Genomic DNA, 18,358 nt, shown 5'->3' with positions numbered 1-18,358 from the left:
CCGTCAGACGATCAGCATGGAGTCGCCGAACTCGTGGAACAGGTAGCCGTTGGCGACGATGTCGTCCCGGTAGGCCTTCAGCAGGGTCTCCCGCCCGGCGAACGCCGCGGTCAGCAGCAGTTCGGAGCTCCTCGGCCGGTGCAGGTTGGTCATGAACGCGTCGCAGGCCCGGAACACGTGCCCGGGCATGATCGTGAGCTGGGTGAAACCGGTCTGGGGCCACAGCCGCCCCCGGCTGTCGGCGACCGTCTCCAGGGTGCGCATCGCCGACGTGCCGCAGACCACCACCCGCCCACCGTCGCGTCGGCACCGGTTGATCAGGTCGGCGGTGTCCGCCGACACCTCGTAGCGCTCCGCCCGCGGCAGGTCGAACCCGGTGGGGGCGTCGTCCAGGTCCTCGCGCACCGGCAGGCCGTCACGCACCGCCTTGCGGCGCAACACCATCCGCACGAAGTACCGGCTCCGGGCCGCCAGGTAGAGGGTCACCTCCGCCACGGCCACCCCGTCGGCGCGCAGCCCGTCGAGCATCTCCGGCGTGAAGTGGCGGCCCGCCGAGGGGAGCAGCACCGCGCCGGGCCGGGAGGCGTAGACCGTCTGGTACTGCTCCGGGTCGAGGGGCGCGCGGTCGAGGTAGCCGGGGCAGATCATCTCGGCCGCCCGCTGCAGCGACTCGGTGTCGGGCGGGTCGACCGCCGCCCGCCACACACCGGCGTCGGCTTCGTGCAGGAGTCGGACCGTGATGTCGCCGTCGCCGCCCAAGCGGAACTCCGCTCCCGGCGCGCACGCCGCCGTGGGCGCGACCAGGCAGTGCCAGGTTCCGTCCTCGACCGGGGAGTGCATGCTCACGGCCACCGGTTCGCCGTCGGCGTCGACACCTTCGAGCAACGACGGGACCACCCGCGCGTTGTTGAGCACCAGGACGTCCCCGGCCCGCAGGTAGTCGCCCAGGTCCGAGAAGTGGCGGTGGTCCACCTGCCCGCTCTCGCGGTGCAGCACGGCCAGTCGGGCGTCGGTGCGCTCGCCGCCCCGGGCTTCGGGTGGTTCCTGCGCGACCAGCGCCGGCGGCAGTTCGAACTCGTAGTCCGCTGTCCGCTCCACGACCTCGGTCATTTCCCGTCCTCCAGTCGAGCCCTGCGGTCGCGCCGAAATGGAATGGGCGACATAGCCGGGGGTGATGTCAGTATGCGTTCGGCCGTCCGTGCCGCTCAATTACCCATCAGGAGGTAAACAAGGCCACCATCGTGTCGTTCGCGCGTGGACGTGCTGTGCACCGATCAACGGTGATCACCGACAGTGCGACCGTCGAGCCGTTCGAGGTCACTTCCGGGCCATTTCCGGGGCATTGCCTTGTCGCGTCGACCGGTGCGGCAGTACTTTTCCGTGCCGTCGGCAATTCCCTGTCCACCCACTCCGGGAAGCGGTGGTGCGTCGTGACGTCGGAACCCGCTCCTGCCCGGTCGATCAGCGTGATCGTGCCCGCGCGCAACGCCGCCGCCGTGGTGGAGGGCCAGCTGGCCGCCCTGTCGGAGCAGGACCACGACGGGCCGTGGGAAGTGGTGGTCGTGGACAACGGGTCCACGGACGGAACCGCCGACGTCGCCGCCCGGTGGGCGCACCGGCTGCCGGACCTGCGGGTGGTGCGCCACGGGCCGCCCGGCGTCAACGGCGCGCGCAACGCGGGCGCCCGGGCCGCGAACGGCGAGCTGCTGCTGTACTGCGACGCCGACGACGCGGCGACCACCGGGTGGCTCACCGCCATGGCGCGGGCCGCGTCGAGGGCCGACGTGGTCGGCGGGCACCTCGACACCACGGCGCTGAACAGCGAACGCGTCCGCACGTCCAGGTCACCCCATCCCGCCGACCGGCTGCCGGTCATCATGAGCTTCCTGCCCTACGCGGTGGGCGCGAACATGGGCGTGCGGACCGAGGTGTTCCGGGCCCTGGGCGGGTTCGACGAGAGCTACACCGGCGGGGGCGGGGACGACGTCGAGTTCAGCGTCCGGGCTCAGCTGATGGGGTGCTCCATCGCCTTCGCGCCGGACGCGGTGATGCGCTACCGGATGCGGGAACGGCTGTGGTCGCTCGCCAGGCAGCAGGTCGGCTACGGGCGGGCCGACGCGAAGCTGCTGAAGGACTTCCGCGAGCACGGGATGCGCGCGGGCCCGACGGCGAGGGCGCTGGCGGACTGGCTCAAGCTCGTCCGGCGCGCACCGGCCCTCGCCACGTCGGACCGGAGGCGCTGGGTGGGTCGGTTCGCGTGGCGGCTCGGCCGGTTGCTCGGCAGCGCCGAGCAGCGGGTGTGGTGCCCGTAGCGGTCCGGGCGGTGGTCGTCTCGACGGAGGAGGACCGGGTGGAAGACCTGCGAACGATCACCGCGTCGTACCCCGTGCGGGCGTGCCTGTCCGGCGAGGACCTCGACTGGGTCGGTGGCCGATCCGTGTGCGTCGCCCTGGACCTGCGCACCACCGTCGAGGTGGACCCGGTCACGTCGGCGGGCGGGCTCCGGAGGAGTGGACCACCGGGGTCTCGTGCACGTGCACGGTGTTGCAGATCCCCTCCGCCGCCACTGGGGAGGCACTTGTTGTCCTCGGTCAGGTTGCGCAGAGGACGAAGCGTCCACGTGGGACTCCACGGGCCGTAGACGACGCTCGGCTGCAGGCACACCAGGTCCAACCGGTCACCCGCTCGATCGAGGAGAAGCCGCTCTGTCGCCGCCTTCTGCTGGGCGCAGGACAGGTCGTCGGGATCGGAGCGGACGGACGGGGTGCCCTCGTCGATCAGGGCGGCGCGATCAACCTGCTGACCGACTGGGTCCTGCTGGACTCGTACCTGCGCCTCCGCGGTGCGGTTGCCAGGTATGCCTACGCGGGGCGGTTCCTGCCGTCGAAGCCGCCGGAGGAAGCCGTCGAGCTGTGCCGTCACCTCGACCGCACGTCGGTGTACGGAGGCGCGCTCGACAGCACCGACAACTCGTTCGGGGCGATGACCGCGGGTGGGTTCGAGTTCGGTCCCCGCGGCCATCCCCTCGAGGCGGGCCACGCCTACTTCGCGGAACGGCTCGAGGCGTGGCTCAGGGGCCAAGGGCTGGACTTCTCCGAGCGCGCGCGTGCTCCGCGGAACCGCTCGGTGACGATCACCGTTGGGCGGTCAGGAACTGGTCCGGGCGCAGTCCCCTCGCGGTGATCCGGGTGTCGCCGATCCAGCCGTGGAAGCCTTGGCCGTAGCGCAGCGCGAACTGGGTGCCGCCGAGCGCGAACGGCCTGCCCAGGGCCGAGATGCCGCGCGACTCCTCGGCGGCGTTGCGGGCGATCTTCGCGCCGTCGACGTACATCCCGGTGCGGCGGCCGTCGTTGACCACGGCGACGTGCGTCCACCGCCCGACCGGCACGGCGTGGCTCCACGACGTGGGGTCGGCGTCGCCGGGCACCGGGTAGACCACGAACTGGAGGAACCGCTCGCCGGACAGGTTGAGGCTGCACGTCGGCTCGTCGTCGGACCAGCCGCTGGTCTTGCCGGCGTCGCCGGCGCGGCCTTCCCAGCTGAGCAGGCCCATCCACGCGTGGTCGCCGACGAGCGGGTCGGGCAGCTTGAAGAACGTCTCGATGGTGTAGCCCGCCTCGAACCGCATGGCGTTGAGCGGTGCGGTGTCGGAGGTGCGCAGCACCGCGCCGCGATCGGGGTTCTTGCCGCCGTCGAAGCGCAGGCTCGCGCGCGCGGGCTGGCCGTCGTGGTGCTCGGCCGACCAGGTCAGCACGTCCGGGCCGCTCCCGTGCAGCCGCGTGACGGTGAGGTCGTTGCCCCGGCCGGTGAGGTCCCGTGCCACCGCGCCCGCCGGCACGGGACCTTCGCCCACCGGGAACCCGGCCGCGTCGAACCGCCAGTACGCCACCGTGTCACGCGTGACGACGGCGCTCGCCGGACGCGCCGGCGGCACGGCGGGCGGCGCGAAGCCCGCGAACCGCTCCCGGAAGTCGATCTCCACGGTGAACCGGTCGGCGTCGCCGGTCAGCCGCGCGGTCTCGGACTCCGGCCGCGTGTCGCCGTCGCGGTCCAGCAGCCACGGCGAGAACGTCTCCACGTCGATGACGTCGCGCGAGAGGTCGAACGTGTAGAACCGGACCATGCCCGCGCCGCCGTAGTAGCGGTCCTGGTAGTTGGTCAGGTGCAGGTGCACGTCGTGGCCGTGGTCGTTGACCAGGGTGGTGCGGCCGGACGGCCAGTAGTGCCCGTTGAGGGTGAGGAAGATCTGGTCGTTGCGGCGGATCAGGTTGTCCCACAGGTGCCTGCCGTGCGCGGAGAGCTGCGCGTCCGGGCTGCCCGCGACGAGGTCGTGCGTGGTGAGGATGGCGGGCAGCGACCGGTGCCGGTCCAGCACTCCCTGCGCCCACCGGACCCCCTGGTCCGACACCCGCCAGTCCAGCGCGAGCACCAGCCACTGCCGCCCGCCGGCGCTGAGGACGTGGTAGCTGTTGTAGCCGTCCGGGGCGAACCCGCCGAAGGTCGGCATGCGGCGGAACCGCTCCGGCCCGAACACCCTGGAGAACGGCGTCGGCCCACGCCGGTCGTCGGTGTTGCCCGGCACGTCGTGGTTGCCCGCCAGCACGCTGTAGGGGACGCCGTCGGTGAACACCGAGTCGGCCAGCCGCACCTCGGTCTCCGTGCCGTGTTCGGTCACGTCGCCCAGCTGGGCCAGGAACACCACGTTCGCGTCACGGCGGCGCGCCACCTCGCGCAACGCCACGCGCACCGGCTCGGGGTCCGAGCCACCCTCGTCGAGCAGGTACTGGGTGTCGGGCAGCACCGCGATGGTGAAGCGGGGGTCGGCGGTGTCCGGTCGGGCCGCCTTGCGCTCGTCGCCGTGCGCGACCGGGGCGAGCACCGCGGGCGCCATCGCGGCGGCAGGCGCCACGGCCGCGGCCTGGAGCAGTGCGCGCCGTCCGACTCGGTTCTCCGCCATGAAGGTGCCTCTCTGCCGATGGGGTGGCGAGAAGCCTCGTCGGGTCGCGTTCCACGGCGCCGACGTGCGCGGGAACACCCCGCGCACACTGGTTGAACCATTGGCGAAGGACCCCGGTCGCCGATGGGCCGGCTCGACGCGGGGCGCCCGGTCAGCGGCGGCCGGTGGCCAGGACGACGAGGAACTGACCGCCGCCCGCCTCGACGGTGGCGGCCACCGGCAGCCCCGGCGCCAGTCGGGAGAACCGGTCCACCAGCCACTCCGCCGCCTCCCGGGCGTCCTGCCCGGTCGGGCAACGGGCCACCACCTCGCGGCCCCCCTTGCGCTCCAGCCTCCCGGCCACGGTGATCAGCGGCGCGGGTTCGGCCACGTGCAGGCGGTCCGGCCAGGGGATGACCGCCGTGACCGCGCCCTTGCGGGTGTTGCACCCGCGGTGCGCGAGCCGTTCGGCGACCTTGGCCTTCCGGTCGGCGGTCCGGCTGTCGACGCTCGGCCCGCGCGAGTCGTTCACCGACATGTCGGGGTCGACCGGCTCGTCGCACACCCAGCACCGCCAGCCGTCGCGCTCGGCCACGTCATCGAGGAGGCTCACCGGGGCAACCTAGCCTGCCGCCCGCCCACCACCGGCCTGGTGGTGCCGCAAACGCCCTCCGCGCGACTGAAGCGGCCTGGTGACGCCCCCGAGGCCGCCACCCGGCCGCACTACCCCGGGCGGCGTGACACCTGCGAAGCGCCGCCCCACTCGCCGGAGTTGCGCGGTGACGTGCCCCCGCGCGGTCGTGCTCGACTTGGAGGGGCGTTACCGACGGCTCGTGCCGAAGGACGGCGTCGCGTGGATGCCCACGCCGTACTCGTGCCGCAAGCCGGCCTGCGCGATGAACCGAGCCGCGTGCGGCAGCACGGGGTGCGAGCCGATCTTGCCCACGGCCATCCGGCGAATGGCGCGGTTGAGCTTCCCGGAGGAGCTGGTGACCGCGGCCCAGTTCCACTCGGCGGGGTCTCCGAGCCGCGACGCGGTCGCCGACCACGCTGTGGCCCGCTTCTCCGTGTTGTGGTTCGTGTGGCTCCAACGCAGCTCCCGCGTCCCGGTCGCGCCGCCGCGGTCGAGCTGGACGAGTCCCCAGCCTTCGCAGCTGTGCCGGAAGGTGGCGTCCGCGAGCGCTCCTGGCAGGAAGTCGATCCGCCTCGCGACGGGCTCCGGTCCCGACCCGATGACGAACAACGCCAGGTGGCGTCCCCACCGGTCGTCCGGGACCTCCGCGGGGGCGTGGAACTCGCGCAGCTCGCGGTCCGGCCTCGAATCGGACTCGAAGACGCGGAACGAGCCGAGGGCGAAGACGGTGTCGAGGACCGCGGACCAGTCGTCGTCGGCCGCGTAGAAGTCGAGGTTCGGCACGGGTTCACCGCCGCGCGTCAGCGAGCATCGGCCGTGACCAGCAGCCTGAGGTGGGCGCTGAGCCAGGTGGTCGCGGACGGGGTGTCGGCGAACGCCGTGACGAGGTCCGCCGCCGCGCGCAGGCCCGTGCCGTGCAGGTGGGCGCCGGCCTCGCGCACGCGGGCGAGCAGGCTGTCGGTCAGGTGGTCCAGGCCTCGGTGCGAGGCGTCGGCCAATGCGGTCAGCGCGTCGTCCACGCTCGCGCTCAACGGATCCGCCGTCGTGACGCCCGGCGGCAATGGCTGCGGTGTCGTGTCCGTCGCCAGGTCCGGGACGACCACGCCGGCCCGGGTGCGGACGGCCAGCGGGTCGACGACCAGCGTGCCGCGGTGGCGGCGGACGGAGCCGGTGATCGTCGTCGGGACGGCGCGCAACGCCGCCGCCAGGGCGTCGAGCGACCGCGGCGCCACGGCGCGGTGCGCGGCCTCCAGGACGCACGAGGCGCCGGCGGAGTCGCGCAGCGTGGCGGTGAGGCGTTGTGCGGCCGGGTCGTAGGCCAGGTCGGACACCTCGGCGACGCGGACCGCGCGGACCAGTTCCGCCTCGACCCTCGCGCGGACCTGCCGCGGCGGCAGCTCGGCCAGCCGTCCCGCGGCAGCGGCGTAGTCGTCGACCACCAGAGCCCTCGGCAGGTCGTCCCAGGCCGTGCCGACCGGGGTGAGCGAGGTCTTGGCGACCCGGTTGGTCCTCACCGTCACCGCGCGGCTCGCGCTGCGCGTCGCCGACTCCGAGACCACGTTCGACGTGGCCAGGCGCTGCCCGGCGCGCAGGGGAGTGCCGTGCTGCACCAGCACCACGTCGCCCGAGGCGAAGTAGACGTCGGCGGCGGACTCGGAGCGCAGTCGCGCGCCCAGCGCCGTCAGCCGGACCCTGCGCAGCGGCGTCTCGGCGGGTTCGTCGGGACCGAGGACCTCGGCACGTGGACCGTTCGCGGTCGTCCGCGCGTGCAGTTCGGTGAGCAGCGCGGCGAACCGTTCCGCCTCGTAGTCGGCGCTGCGCCGGCGGTACGCGTCGAGCTGGGCGAGCAGGTCGGCGATCACCGCGGCCGGCCAGTGCAGGCGCTGCGCCGTCAGGTCGCGGTGCAGGCGTCGCCACGCCACGTCGAGCACCTCGCTCGCGTTCGCGGCGCCGTCGAGCAGCAGTTGGTCGAGCAGGTCCGCCACCGAGGTCAGGTCCGCCGCGGTGGTGGGGGATCCACCCACGTCGACGGTGTCGGCGCCCCGCGCGTCGGCCTCGCGGAACGCCCACACCGCCAGCGCCGTCGCCTCGTCGCGGTCGACCGCGTCCGTGTGGACGTAGGACAGGTCACCGGGCACGAGGAACGTCACCGTGCAGGTGGGCAGTTCCGCTTGCGCCGTCCGGTCGGCCGCGGTGGGGTGGCGCAGCTTGGCGCGGTAGCCCGCCCGGAGGACCCGGCGGGCGCGGCGCAGCGCGCGTTCGCCCGTCAACGCCGCCAGGTCGTCGTCGGTCACCGCGCCCGGTGACCACAGCTCGGCGGGCGCGCTGCTCTCCTGAGTGCGTCGGTACGCCAGGACGACCGCGATGCGGTGCCGGCAGACGCCCGTCGCGCTGCAGGTGCACCGGGTCGCGTCGAGCGCGGCGCCGGGCGGCAGCGTGGTCGTGGTGCCGTCCGGGAACTCGCCCCGCACGGCGCCGGCCGGGTCGGTGTCGAGCGCCGGGACGACGCCCGCGTCCAGTTCCTTGGCGGCACGTTTCACCAGACCGCGGTTGGCCAGCGCCGCGAGCGCGTCCGGGGTCAGCGCCATCAGGTCGGGTCTGGTCATCCGATCTTCTCCGCGACGAACTCCGCCAGCCGGCCCGGGGTCATCGCGCCGACGTGGGCGCCGACGTTCGCGAGGCGTTGGGCCAGCCCGCGGTCGTAGTCCGGGTTCGCCTCGTCGTCCAGCGCGGCCAGGCACAGCACGTGGGTGCCCTGCTCGCACAGGTCCCCCACCGCGCGGACGAGGTGCGACTCGCTGCCGCCCTCGTAGAAGTCGCTGATGACCACCACGATCGACCGGCGCGGGGCGTCGATCAGCTCCGCCCCGTACGCCACGGCCTCGGCGATGTGCGTGCCGCCGCCCAGCTGCACCTTCATCAGCAGCTCGACCGGGTCCGTCACGTCCGAGGTCAGGTCGACCACGGTGGTGTCGAAGGCGACGAGGTGCGTCCTGATCCCCGGCAGCCCCCACAGGCAGGACGCGGTGACCGCCGAGTGGATCACCGAGCCGGTCATCGACGCCGACTGGTCCACGAGCAGGATCAGCTGCCACTGCTCCAGGTGCCGCTTGGCGCGCGAGGCGAACTTCGGGTGCTCGATCGCGAGCTTGCGCTCGTCGGGCCGGTAGCGCCGCAGGTTCGCCCTGATCGTGGCGCGGAAGTCGAAGTTGCGGGAGTTCCGGTGGATGCTCGACCGGCGCGACCTCGTGCCGCTGAACGCCGTGCGCACCTCGGTCTTCAGCTTCTCCATCAGCTGCCTGACCACCGCCTCGACGATCTTGCGCGCCATCGCGAGCACGGCCGGGTCCATCAGGTGCTTGGTCCGCAGCACCGCGCGCAGCAACGCCGGGTTCGGCTCGACCCGGCGCAGCACGTCGGGATCGGTCACGATGTCGGTGATCTCGTACCGGTCGACCGCGTCGCGCTCCAGGCGTTCGATCGTCTCCTTGGGGAACAGGCGGTGCACCTCCTCGAGCCAGTCGACGGCCTGCACCACCGAGTCGCCGTCGCCGCCCTTGCGCACCCCGCGTTCGGCGAGGTCGGGATCACGCCCGTAGAGCCACTCCAGCGCCTTGTCCCTGCGCGCGCCCTCGCCGTGCAACCCGCCGGTGCGGCGTGACGCGGGTTCGCCGAGGATCAACCGCCAGCGTTCCAGGTCCGTCATGCCAGGCCGCCCTTCGCCAGCAACGCGTCCACGCGCTCCTCCACCGCCCTCGCCTCGGCCACGACCATCGGGTCGGCCCGCAGGCGCGTGATGCCCCCGGCACTGCCCCCGGCACTGCCCACGACACCGCGATGGGCGAGCACGGTGGCCGCGATGGCCTCCCGCTCCCGGGGCGGGAAGTAGCCGAAGGCGAGCCGCAACGCGGGCAGCGCCACCAGGAACTCCTCCTCCGTCATCGCGCTGACCAGCTCGTCGAGCACCCCGACCAGGTCCGGGCTCCCCAGCACCTCTTCCCGGGCGACCGCGAACAACCCGGCCAGCCAGTCGCCGAGCGCCTCGATGCGGCGCACCTCCCGCACGTCCGGCTTGGCGCCGAGCGCCCAGGCGAGACCGAGTGCCGCGCCACGCAGGTCCGGCGGCGCCTGCACGTCGTCGCTCACCCGCGTCGCCACACCCGTGACGTCCGCCGCGTCCAGTGACAGCGCGGCCTTGGCGTGCAGCACCGCGTCCCTGGTCGCCGCCATCGCCCTGAGGCGGTGCGGATCGGCCGGCGCCGGTCCGCCGTGCAGGCCCTCGATCAGCCACAGCACCCTGGTCGTGGCCGTGTCGATCACCGCGCCCAGCAACGGGTCGTCCTTGGCGCCGAACACCCGGTCGTGCCGCCACAACCCGATAACTCCGCTCAGCACGTCACCCAGCGTCGCGAGATCGCCCGTCTCCCGGACGCCCGCGTCGAGCGCTTGCTTGACGCGGTCCGACAACGCCGAGATCCCGCACAGCACCGCGTCGAAGAGGACCCCGGCCAGGTGCGCCGGCCCGGCGTGCCGCGACCGGCGTTCCAGCGCCACCCCCGCCGCTTCCTCCAGCGTGGCGCCGTTCTCGGCGGCCTCGATCAACGCCGTCAGCCGCTCCTCGACCGGTCTGAGCGCCCACCTCTCGTCCAGCTGCGGCGCGGCGCCCGCCGACGGCCCGCTGGTGCGCTCGAACCCGGGAATCCGCAGCACCCGCAGGCGGTGCAGGATCCTGCTCCGCCCCAGGGCTTCGGTGTCGGTGAGGTCGAGCACGACCTCACCCTCGTGGTCGAGACCGTGAGTCCGCAGCAGCTCCTGCACCGCGTTGACCAGGGGCGGTGCGGGCGTGTCCGGGTGCAGCCGCCCGACCTTGTCCCCCCGCAGCGCCTCGACCACCTCGACCAGCGCCGGGTGCGCGCCGGGCCACAGCGTGCCGCGCCGCGTCCACGGAGGCGGCTGCGTCAGGTCCTCGGAGATCAACGCGCTGGTCAGCCCGTCCAGCACGTCGGTGCGCGTCGGGTTCTCGTGCCCGCGCAACCGGGCCAGCGCTCCGGCCTGGGTGCGCGCCGCGATGAGGTCCGCCGTCGACACCGGCTGCTTCTTGCGGCGCAACCGCGTGGCCACCGACTCGACGAGCCAGTCCGCCGCGCGGCCCGCCCCGTTCTCCCACACCTGCTGGTAGTAGCCGGGCGACGGCATGCCCGACTGGTAGCCGGTGAACGCGTCCAGGCGCGCGTGCGAGTACGGGACGAGGTAGCTGGCGCCCCTCTCCCGCTCCGGCACCTCCGGCCACTCGGCGTCGCCGGCGAGCTTGGCCCTGAGGGCGGCCGTGTGGAAGCCGCCGGTGACCACGACGACGGGCTCGTCCCCCGCGTCCGCCACCGCCGCCCGTACCCAGCGCGCCATGTACTCCTCGCGCGCCGAGTCGCGCTCGTCCGCGCCGGCCGTGCCGCGGAGCAGGTCGAAGTACTCGGCCATGCCCTTCGGCTCGGCCTCGCACTCGAACAGGTGATCCCACAGCACGTCCACGTTGTCGACCGCGAACTCACGGCACAACCGCTCGACGGCCTCGGCGTACCGCAGCTCCGCGTCGGCGTACCGGTTGCCGACGTCGTGGAACGCCTCGTGCCACGCGGGCAGGTCGATGAACCTGACCCGCGCACCGCAGCGGCGCGCTTCGGTGATCGCCACCCACTCCGGCGAGTAGTCGCAGAACGGCGTCCACGACGCGTGCTCGTCGGAATAGCTGAACAGCGCGACGGGCAGCTCGTGCCCCAGCAGCAGCTCGTCGATGCGGTCGTTGACGTCGGCAGGGCCTTCGACCAGCACGTACGCGGGCCGCTGCTCCTGGATGGTGGCGGCGACCAGGCGGGCACAGGCGGGACTGTGGTGCCGGACGCCGACGAACGCGGCCCCCATCAGCCGGGGAGCAGGTGACGTGCCCGGTGCAGCTCCTGCCACTGCTCGCCCTGGTGCCGGGGAGCGTGCTGCTCCAGGTACCGCCGCAGCCGCGCCAGGTCCTCCGGGTTGTCCTTGGCCGCCGTGCCCGCCAGGCACTCGACGACGTCCGCGGCCGAACCCGCCTCACCGCGCAGGAACCAGCCCCGCACCCCCACCGCGTGCGCCACCGACACCGCCTCGGCCGTGCTCATCACGGACGTGAGCCGGTCGCCGCCGTCGCGCAGGTCGCGGAACGTGCGCACGAGGACCTCCAGCACGTCCCGCTTCGGCGCGAGCTCCACCCCCGACTTCTCCAGCAGCTTCGCCGCCTCCCGCTCGACCAGCGCGAGCTCGGTGTCGAAGTCGGGGATCGGGAACACCGTCTCGAAGTTGAACCGCCGCTTCAGCGCCGTGCTCATCTCGTTGACACCCCGGTCCCGCGTGTTCGCCGTGGCGATCACGTTGAACCCGTCCTGCGCGAACACCATGCCGTCCGGGCCGTCCAGCTCGCCGATCGCCATCACGCGGTCGGACAGCAGCGACAGCAGGCAGTCCTGCACCTCCAGCGGGCAGCGGGTGATCTCCTCGAACCGCACGACCTTGCCCTCGGCCATGCCCCGCAGCACCGGCGCCGGCACGAGCGAGCGCGGCGACGGCCCCTCGGCCACCAGCAGCGCGTAGTTCCAGGAGTACTTGATCTGGTCCTCGGTGGTGGCCGCGCCGCCCTGGATCGTCAGCGTCGACTCACCGCAGACCGCCGCCGCGATCAGCTCGGACAGCAGCGACTTCGCCGTGCCCGGCTCGCCGACGAGCATCAGGCCGCGGCTGGTGGCCAGCGTGACGAGCGCTCTGTCCACCAGGGACGGATCGCCCACGAACTTCTTGGTGATGCCCTGCTCTTCGTCGCCCACCACGAACCGGCGCGCGGCGGCGAGGCTCACCACCCAGCCCGGCGGCCTGGGCGCGGTGTCGGCGTCGCGAAGACGTGCGAGCTCGTCGGCGAAGCGGACCTCGGCCGGAGGGCGCTGCGTCGTCCTGGTGCCGGTCATGACCGCAGTGACTCCAGTTCCGAGAGCAGTTCGGAGAGGGTGATCGGGTCGATCTCGTGGGTGTCGGGCGCGTTCCTAGGGGCGGACCAGTCGCCGTGACCGCTTGGCGAGAACCACACGTCGCTGAAACCGACCTCGGGGAAGACGTCCACGGCGCCCACCGCGATACCGGGGTCGAGCGAGGCGACGAGGGCGCCGCCGCCCGGGAACGGCCGGGTGATCCAGCACTCGACGCCCGCGTCCTGCGGCGTGCCGCGGACCCAGCCCTTCTTGGTCAAACCGAGGACCTTGCCGATGGGGTACGGGGTGGCGCAGTACTCCTTGAGCCGGGGGAGGAGCTCGTCGGTCGACTCCAGCAGGTGGATCGGGCGGCCCAGCTGCGGGAACGGCTGGAGGATCTCGTAGTCGGCGAACACCTCGCCCCACGCCGCCGCCGTGTCCCGGAGGTCGACCGCGTGCGCGACGCGGACGACGGCGTCGTCGGGCAGCGTGAACCCGTCGTCCGCCGGGTCGGCGAGCGTGCGGTCCTCGGCCAGGCGGAACGAGGCGCCACCGTCGGTGATCCACACCAGGCGGCGGACCAGGTGCCACAGCAGCGGGTGCGCGGCGAGCACCGTCCGGAACTCCTCGGCGGTCCAGGTGCGCTGGTCGACCATCGCTCGTTCCAGGCGGTGGATCTGGTCCGACGCGATCGTGCGGACGTCCTTCTTCAACGCCGCGAACCGCTTGTGCTCCAGCGGCGCGAGTTGCGGGTCGTCCTTCGCGCCGGGCTTGGGCAGGTCCTTGCGGCGCTTGCCGTCCCCGTCGAGGACGTAGGGCTTGAGCTGCTCGTCGAAGCCGACGGTGAACCGGCGCGGGCCGTAGTCGATCACCGACGTCGCCTCGTCGTCGAGGCCGAGGCGGGGGACGAGGCGGTCGGACAGCTGGTCGCGGCTCAGGCCGAGGGCGGCGGCGATGTCGGACACCTTCTCCTGGGCGCGGGTCTTGAGGCCCTTGAACTTGACCCTCTCCGCGATGCCGTTCAGGTGGGTGAGGGCCACCTCGCTGCCGATCTCGGCGAGCACGTCGAGGCCCGCCACGGCGCGGGCGTGCTGGCTCTCGCCGGGCCAGGCGCGGATCAGCGGCGCCAGCCGGCGCACCGTCTCGTCGTCGCCGAACCAGCCGAGGGCGGTGAAGGCCCAGCCGCCCTTCGCCGGCGCCCCGACGTCCTGCCAGCTGCCGAAGAGGGCCCAGGCGAACTCCGCGAGCGACGCGCGGTCACACGCTTCGACGGCGAGCGGCAGACCGGGGTACACGGCGTCCTGCTTGGACAGCGCCGCGGTCATCAGGAGGTTCGCGGCGGCCCGGTCGGACAACGCGCCGGAGCCGTCGGCCAGCAGCACCCGGGGGAGCAGGCGGGGATCGGCCCAGTCGCCGATCACCGGGAGCTTGGTCGGCAGCACGTCGAGCGGGTCGACCTCGATCAGCGCGCCGACCGCCGCGCCCACCTCGGCGGAGACGGAGGCGCCGACGGCGATGACGTCCACACCGGTCTCCAGGTAGAGGTGGCGCAGCGCGGACTCGGCGTTGCGGCGCGCGCGGCCCGCCACGCCCAGCGCCGGCGGCAGCAGGAGGCGGGCGGCGGCCTCGCGGTGCCGGGACAACCACGAGACGGCGTGCGCGCGGGCGGTCTTGAGGCGTGCCAACCAGTCCGCCATCAACTCCGCGACCTCGGTGGTGGCGTACGGGAGCAGCAGGTCACCGCACACCTGCGGGTTGCCCGCCACCAGCCGCGTCATCGCGGGCAGGGCGTCCAGCTCGAACCGGGCCGCGATGCGCCTGCCCCAGAGCTCGCTCTCCCAGGTGCCGTTGGGCTCCCAGTCGGCGAGCAGCGGGCGCACGAGTTCCTCCGGGCCCATCTCGAAGAGGTCGTGGCCGAAGTACCTCCCGGCGCGGAGTCCGGCCGCGGCCTTGTCCCAGTCGTCGCGGTCGCTGGTCCACCGGCCCTTCAGCTCGAGCCACTCCTCGCGCTCGCCCGGCAGCCACGCCAGGTGGGCGGCGGGGACCGGGACGTCCGCCAGCACCACGGGTGCGGGCTGCGGGCGGCGGTGCTCCCACGGCGACCGGGCCAGCACCCGCGGCAGTGCGTCGGCGGGCGCGTCCGGCACCGTCACGGGCCGCGTCACCCCGTCCGGCAGGTGGAGGTCCGGATGGGTCAGCAGGTGATGGCGCAGCAGGTCGCGCGCGTCCGCGTCGCCGGCGGCGCGGGACGCCAGCAGCCGGGCCGCCCGCGACGGGAACGCCGCCATCGCCGACAGCAGCGCCGGCCGCGCGTGCCGCTCCCGCAGCCGGTTGAGCAGCAGGAGGAACGCCTCGTCGGACGGCAGCGCCGCCAGCGCGTCCAGCGCCCGCTTGCGGCAGTCCGAGTCCAACTCGACCTTGGCGCGCAGGTTCGCGTCCAGCAGCGGTGCGAGCGCGGGCCCGTGCACGTGCAGCGCCGTGAACAGCCCGACCGGTGACCAGATGAAGGGACCGACCCGCAGGTCGCCCAGCTGCTCCAGCGTGCTCGCCGCGCACACCACCATCCAGAACGGCGCGTACTCGGCGGCGTTCGCCTCGTCGAACCAGTCGTGCCGGGTCGGCGCGAGGAAGGCCCGCGCCGTCTGGCTGAACGGGCTGCCGCCGACCTTCTCCAGCTCCGCCACCGCCGCGTCGTACGTCGTCCGGTCCGCGACCGCCAACGCGGTCCGGACCTCGATCAGCTCACGCCCCTTGGCGGTGTCGTCACCGTAGTGGCGCACCGGGTACCAGAACAGGGAGCGGCCGCTGCCGTCCTTCTGCTGGTGGACGTGCACCGTCGAGTGGTGCACGGCCGCCGCCGCGGCGAACGGCAGACCGAACCCCTCGATCCACCAGTGCACCGGGGAGTCGTCCGTGCCGGCCACCTTGGCGAGCACCGCGGCGCCCATCGGATCGAGCTCGCCGTCGAGGTGGTCGCGCAGCGCCCGCACCAGGTCGGTGTTCGACGCCGGGTGGGCCAGCACCTCGGCGATCGCCTCGCCGCACGCGGTGATCCGGTCGTGCACCTTCTGCGCCAGCGCGGAGTCCACCGCGAACTCCGGCAGCGGAGTGACGTCCCGGCGGCGCATCGCCTTGCGCAGCCACTCCGGAGGCATCACCCAGGCGTCCTCGTCGAGCGGAGGACCCTCCACCACCGCGGTGGCGACCGGTGCAGGTGCGGCCTCGGGAGTCCCGGGGGAGGCGACGCCCACGTAGCCCTTCTTCTCCTTCTCGGCCACCAGCTTCGCGACGTGGGCCAGCGCCGCCGCCTCCGACGCCAGCTCCTTGGTCTGGGTCTGCCCCGCCGTGCCCAGCCGTCCGAATCGGACGGTCACCCGGACGCCGCCCTGGTCGACCTCCCAGAACTTCGCCGACCCGCCGCCGACGAGCTCCCACCTGCGCACCACGAGATCCCCCGAAACCCACCGGAAACGATGTCCACGGACTGTACGCACGGGGTCCGACAATTCGTCGCACGGAGTCCGCCGGTCAGGCCCGGATCAACCGCCCAGTCGGGCGGCGAGGCCGTCCAGCACGATGCCGAGGTGCCGCTCGAACCGCTGGTCGCCGTCGTCGTGGAGGTGTCCGGCCTCCTTGACCAGCGACACGCCTTCGCCCAGCCAGGCCTCGCGCTCGGCGACCGAGTACCGCGTCGGATCGGTCTCGGCGGCCTGGCGTCGTTCCTGCTCCTCGATGACGGAGCCGACGACGAACGCGGTGACCAGGTCGATGGCGTCGTCGGCGTCGGCGGGCGTCAAGCCGAACGCGGTCCAGCGCTCGAACCACGGCTCCTTCATGCGGACCACGTCGGGGTCGGTGAGCCGCGTGCCGCTGAACGTGCGGGCCCCGTCGCGGTGGAGCAGGTACTCCGAGCGCAGGACGTGGGCGTAGGCGGCGAGGTCCTCGCGCCAGCCGTCGCCGGGCGGTAGCGCCGCGAGGACGCCGGTGACCCGGCGCATGACCTCGGTGGCCATCTCGTCGAGCAGTTCCTGCTTGTTGCGCACATGCCAGTACAGGGCGGGTGCGCGGACGTCGAGCCGGGTGGCGAGCGCGCGGACGGTGAGGCCGTCCATGCCCTTGTCGTCGAGGAGTTCGAGCGCCGCCGTCACGATCCGCTCCCGGGTGATGCCCTTGGTCATGGTTGACACCTTAACGACGTTCAGGGACGCTGGGAGCACGGTTTAACTTAGTTAAGGAGATGTCGATGCGTGCTGCACTCGTCACCGGTCCCGATGCGCCACCGGTCTGCGGTGACGTCCCCGAGCCGACCGTCCCGCCCGGTCGCGAGCCGCTGCACCTGGTCGGAGCGGGCCTGCACAACGTCGTGCGCGGGTTGGCCTCCGGGCGGCACTACGGCGGCCGGATGGCGTACCCGCTGGTGCCGGGGATCGACGCGGTCGCCCGCACCGGCGACGGGCGCCTGGTCTACACCGGTTACGCGCGTCCGCCGTTCGGGACGATGGCCGAACGGCTGACCGCCCCGTTCCAGGCGGAGGTGCCGGCGGGGGCGGATCCGCTCGCGATCGCCGCGGGCATGAACCCCGGCCTGTCGGGCTGGATGGTCCTCACCGCGCGGCGCGCGGAAGTGGGGGCGCTGGGCGCCGTGCTGGTGCTGGGCGCGACGGGGATGTCGGGCAGCCTGGCGGTGCAGGGCGCGTTGGCGCTCGGGGCGGAACGGGTCGTCGCCGCCGGGCGCGACCCGGAGGCGCTGGAGCGGTTGCGCGGTCTGGGTGCGACAACCGTGTCGCTGGCCCAGGACGGGCCCGACGCCCTGGAGAACGCCCTGGCCGGCGCCGTCGCCGAGGCGCGGCCCGGTCTCGTGCTGGACTACCTGTGGGGCCCGATCGCCGAGGCCGCGTTCGCCGTGCTGGGTCGGGGCGGCGAGGACAGCGGAGCGGGCACGGCCTACGTGCAGATCGGCTCGCTCGCGGGCCTGGAGGCGTCGCTGCCCGCGGAACTGCTGCGCAGTCGGCGGATCCGGATCAGCGGGAGCGGGGCCGGCTCGGTGTCGGTCGAGGAGATGCTCGCCAAGGCGCCCGAGGTCATGGCCCGGTTCGCCGACGGTTCCCTGCACGTGCCCTACACCGCGTACCCGCTGAGCCGGGTCGATGAGGCGTGGGCCCACAGCGGGCGCAGCCGGGCGGTCGTCGTGCCGGATTGAGCCGCGGGTCGATCGGCCGGGCTGGTCGCCGAGCAGCTGCGCGCGGCCGGGCTGGAGGTGACGACCGGCGTCGGCGGGCACGGGGCCCTCGCGGTGCTCGACGGTGCCGCGGCCGGCTGGTGTTCGCCTTCCAGCCGGCCGAGGAGCCCCCGACCCCGCCGCCGACGAGCGGGCGATCGGCCACGGTGTGCGCGCCGTGGCCGGCCTGCTCACCCACCGGCCGGCAGCGTTGTCCGGGTGACCCGCGGCCGGTCAGGGCAGGTTCTTCTCCAAGGCGGCCACGTACGCCTTCATGAGGTGGTCCCGCATCCCGTCACCGGCCGGCGCGAACGGGTCGGCGGCGAGGCCTTTGCCGCGGTCGCGCAGGTTGGACACCACGGGAGTGGACTCGCGGACCCGGCCGGAGGAGTCGATGTAGCGCAGGGCCGCGACGTGGTGGAACACCGGCTCCGGCGGGACCTGCGCGACGACGTCGTTGTTGTTGACCACCCGGAACGTGCGTCCGGCCAGGGCCTGGTCGTGGGCGCCGGCCAGGGCCCGGTCGCAGGTCGGGGCTGTCCGAAGGTGTAGACGCCCTGGGCCGAGAGCCGCGGGTCCTCGAA

General features: G+C 73.4%; 14 protein-coding genes. 3 read left to right on the top strand and 11 right to left on the bottom strand.

Features of this window, described 5'->3' with window-relative positions; genetic code table 11:
• Positions 1 to 3: 3 nt before the first annotated feature.
• The gene (locus AB0H12_RS17550) at positions 4 to 1,110 is read right to left on the bottom strand and encodes an S-adenosylmethionine:tRNA ribosyltransferase-isomerase (RefSeq protein WP_499623858.1); all 1,107 of its coding nucleotides are present in this window, start codon (positions 1,108 to 1,110) and stop codon (positions 4 to 6) included.
• Between the two features lie 320 nt (positions 1,111 to 1,430).
• Here AB0H12_RS17550 and AB0H12_RS17545 point away from each other — a divergent pair, with 320 nt between their 5' ends.
• Together AB0H12_RS17545 and AB0H12_RS17540 are read left to right on the top strand one after the other, a co-directional pair.
• Positions 1,431 to 2,312: a glycosyltransferase family 2 protein gene (locus tag AB0H12_RS17545; protein ID WP_499623857.1), complete on the top strand. Its 882-nt coding sequence runs from the start codon at positions 1,431 to 1,433 to the stop codon at positions 2,310 to 2,312.
• Between the two features lie 229 nt (positions 2,313 to 2,541).
• Positions 2,542 to 3,183, top strand: a complete 642-nt coding sequence (locus tag AB0H12_RS17540) for a hypothetical protein (RefSeq protein ID WP_499623856.1) — start codon at positions 2,542 to 2,544, stop codon at positions 3,181 to 3,183.
• Here the strand turns inward: AB0H12_RS17540 and AB0H12_RS17535 are convergent.
• The 9 genes from AB0H12_RS17535 to AB0H12_RS17495 form a co-directional block, all read right to left on the bottom strand.
• Positions 3,134 to 4,957: a LamG-like jellyroll fold domain-containing protein gene (locus tag AB0H12_RS17535; protein WP_499623855.1), complete on the bottom strand. Its 1,824-nt coding sequence runs from the start codon at positions 4,955 to 4,957 to the stop codon at positions 3,134 to 3,136. The two genes, AB0H12_RS17540 and AB0H12_RS17535, sit on opposite strands and share 50 nt — an antisense overlap.
• A gap of 151 nt (positions 4,958 to 5,108) precedes the next feature.
• Positions 5,109 to 5,549, bottom strand: a complete 441-nt coding sequence (locus AB0H12_RS17530; protein WP_499623854.1) for a hypothetical protein — start codon at positions 5,547 to 5,549, stop codon at positions 5,109 to 5,111.
• A 207-nt stretch (positions 5,550 to 5,756) separates the two neighbouring features.
• Complete coding sequence (locus AB0H12_RS17525) at positions 5,757 to 6,353, bottom strand: hypothetical protein (RefSeq protein WP_499623853.1); 597 nt, start codon at positions 6,351 to 6,353, stop codon at positions 5,757 to 5,759.
• A 17-nt stretch (positions 6,354 to 6,370) separates the two neighbouring features.
• On the bottom strand, positions 6,371 to 8,176 hold the full coding sequence (locus AB0H12_RS17520; protein WP_499623852.1) for a YehQ family protein: 1,806 nt from the start codon (positions 8,174 to 8,176) through the stop codon (positions 6,371 to 6,373).
• Positions 8,173 to 9,276: a VWA domain-containing protein gene (locus AB0H12_RS17515; RefSeq protein ID WP_499623851.1), complete on the bottom strand. Its 1,104-nt coding sequence runs from the start codon at positions 9,274 to 9,276 to the stop codon at positions 8,173 to 8,175. Before AB0H12_RS17515 ends, AB0H12_RS17520 begins: the two co-directional genes overlap by 4 nt.
• Positions 9,273 to 11,486, bottom strand: coding sequence for a DUF5682 family protein (locus AB0H12_RS17510; protein ID WP_499623850.1), 2,214 nt, complete (start codon positions 11,484 to 11,486; stop codon positions 9,273 to 9,275). Before AB0H12_RS17510 ends, AB0H12_RS17515 begins: the two co-directional genes overlap by 4 nt.
• A complete protein-coding gene (locus AB0H12_RS17505) occupies positions 11,486 to 12,556 on the bottom strand; it encodes an ATP-binding protein (protein ID WP_499623849.1) in 1,071 nt (356 codons plus the stop codon). Before AB0H12_RS17505 ends, AB0H12_RS17510 begins: the two co-directional genes overlap by 1 nt.
• Complete coding sequence (locus AB0H12_RS17500; RefSeq protein ID WP_499623848.1) at positions 12,553 to 15,999, bottom strand: DUF4132 domain-containing protein; 3,447 nt, start codon at positions 15,997 to 15,999, stop codon at positions 12,553 to 12,555. The genes AB0H12_RS17505 and AB0H12_RS17500 overlap by 4 nt, the downstream gene beginning before the upstream one ends.
• Before the next feature lie 96 nt (positions 16,000 to 16,095).
• Complete coding sequence (locus AB0H12_RS17495; RefSeq protein ID WP_499623847.1) at positions 16,096 to 16,734, bottom strand: TetR/AcrR family transcriptional regulator C-terminal domain-containing protein; 639 nt, start codon at positions 16,732 to 16,734, stop codon at positions 16,096 to 16,098.
• Positions 16,735 to 16,799: 65 nt separating this feature from the next.
• Between AB0H12_RS17495 and AB0H12_RS17490 the strand changes: the two genes are divergently transcribed.
• Entirely contained in the window at positions 16,800 to 17,756 is a 957-nt protein-coding gene (locus tag AB0H12_RS17490) for a zinc-binding dehydrogenase (RefSeq protein ID WP_499623846.1), read from the top strand.
• A 252-nt stretch (positions 17,757 to 18,008) separates the two neighbouring features.
• Here AB0H12_RS17490 and AB0H12_RS17485 read toward each other — a convergent pair whose 3' ends face one another.
• Positions 18,009 to 18,245: a hypothetical protein gene (locus tag AB0H12_RS17485; RefSeq protein WP_499624125.1), complete on the bottom strand. Its 237-nt coding sequence runs from the start codon at positions 18,243 to 18,245 to the stop codon at positions 18,009 to 18,011.
• Positions 18,246 to 18,358: the final 113 nt, after the last annotated feature.

It is taken from the genome of Actinosynnema sp. NPDC023794 (assembly GCF_040639675.1).
Taxonomy (GTDB): Bacteria; Actinomycetota; Actinomycetes; order Mycobacteriales; family Pseudonocardiaceae; genus Actinosynnema; species Actinosynnema luteola.
The sequence above is the reverse complement of the archived record's forward strand: the minus strand, read 5'-3'. Positions and strand labels throughout refer to the sequence as shown.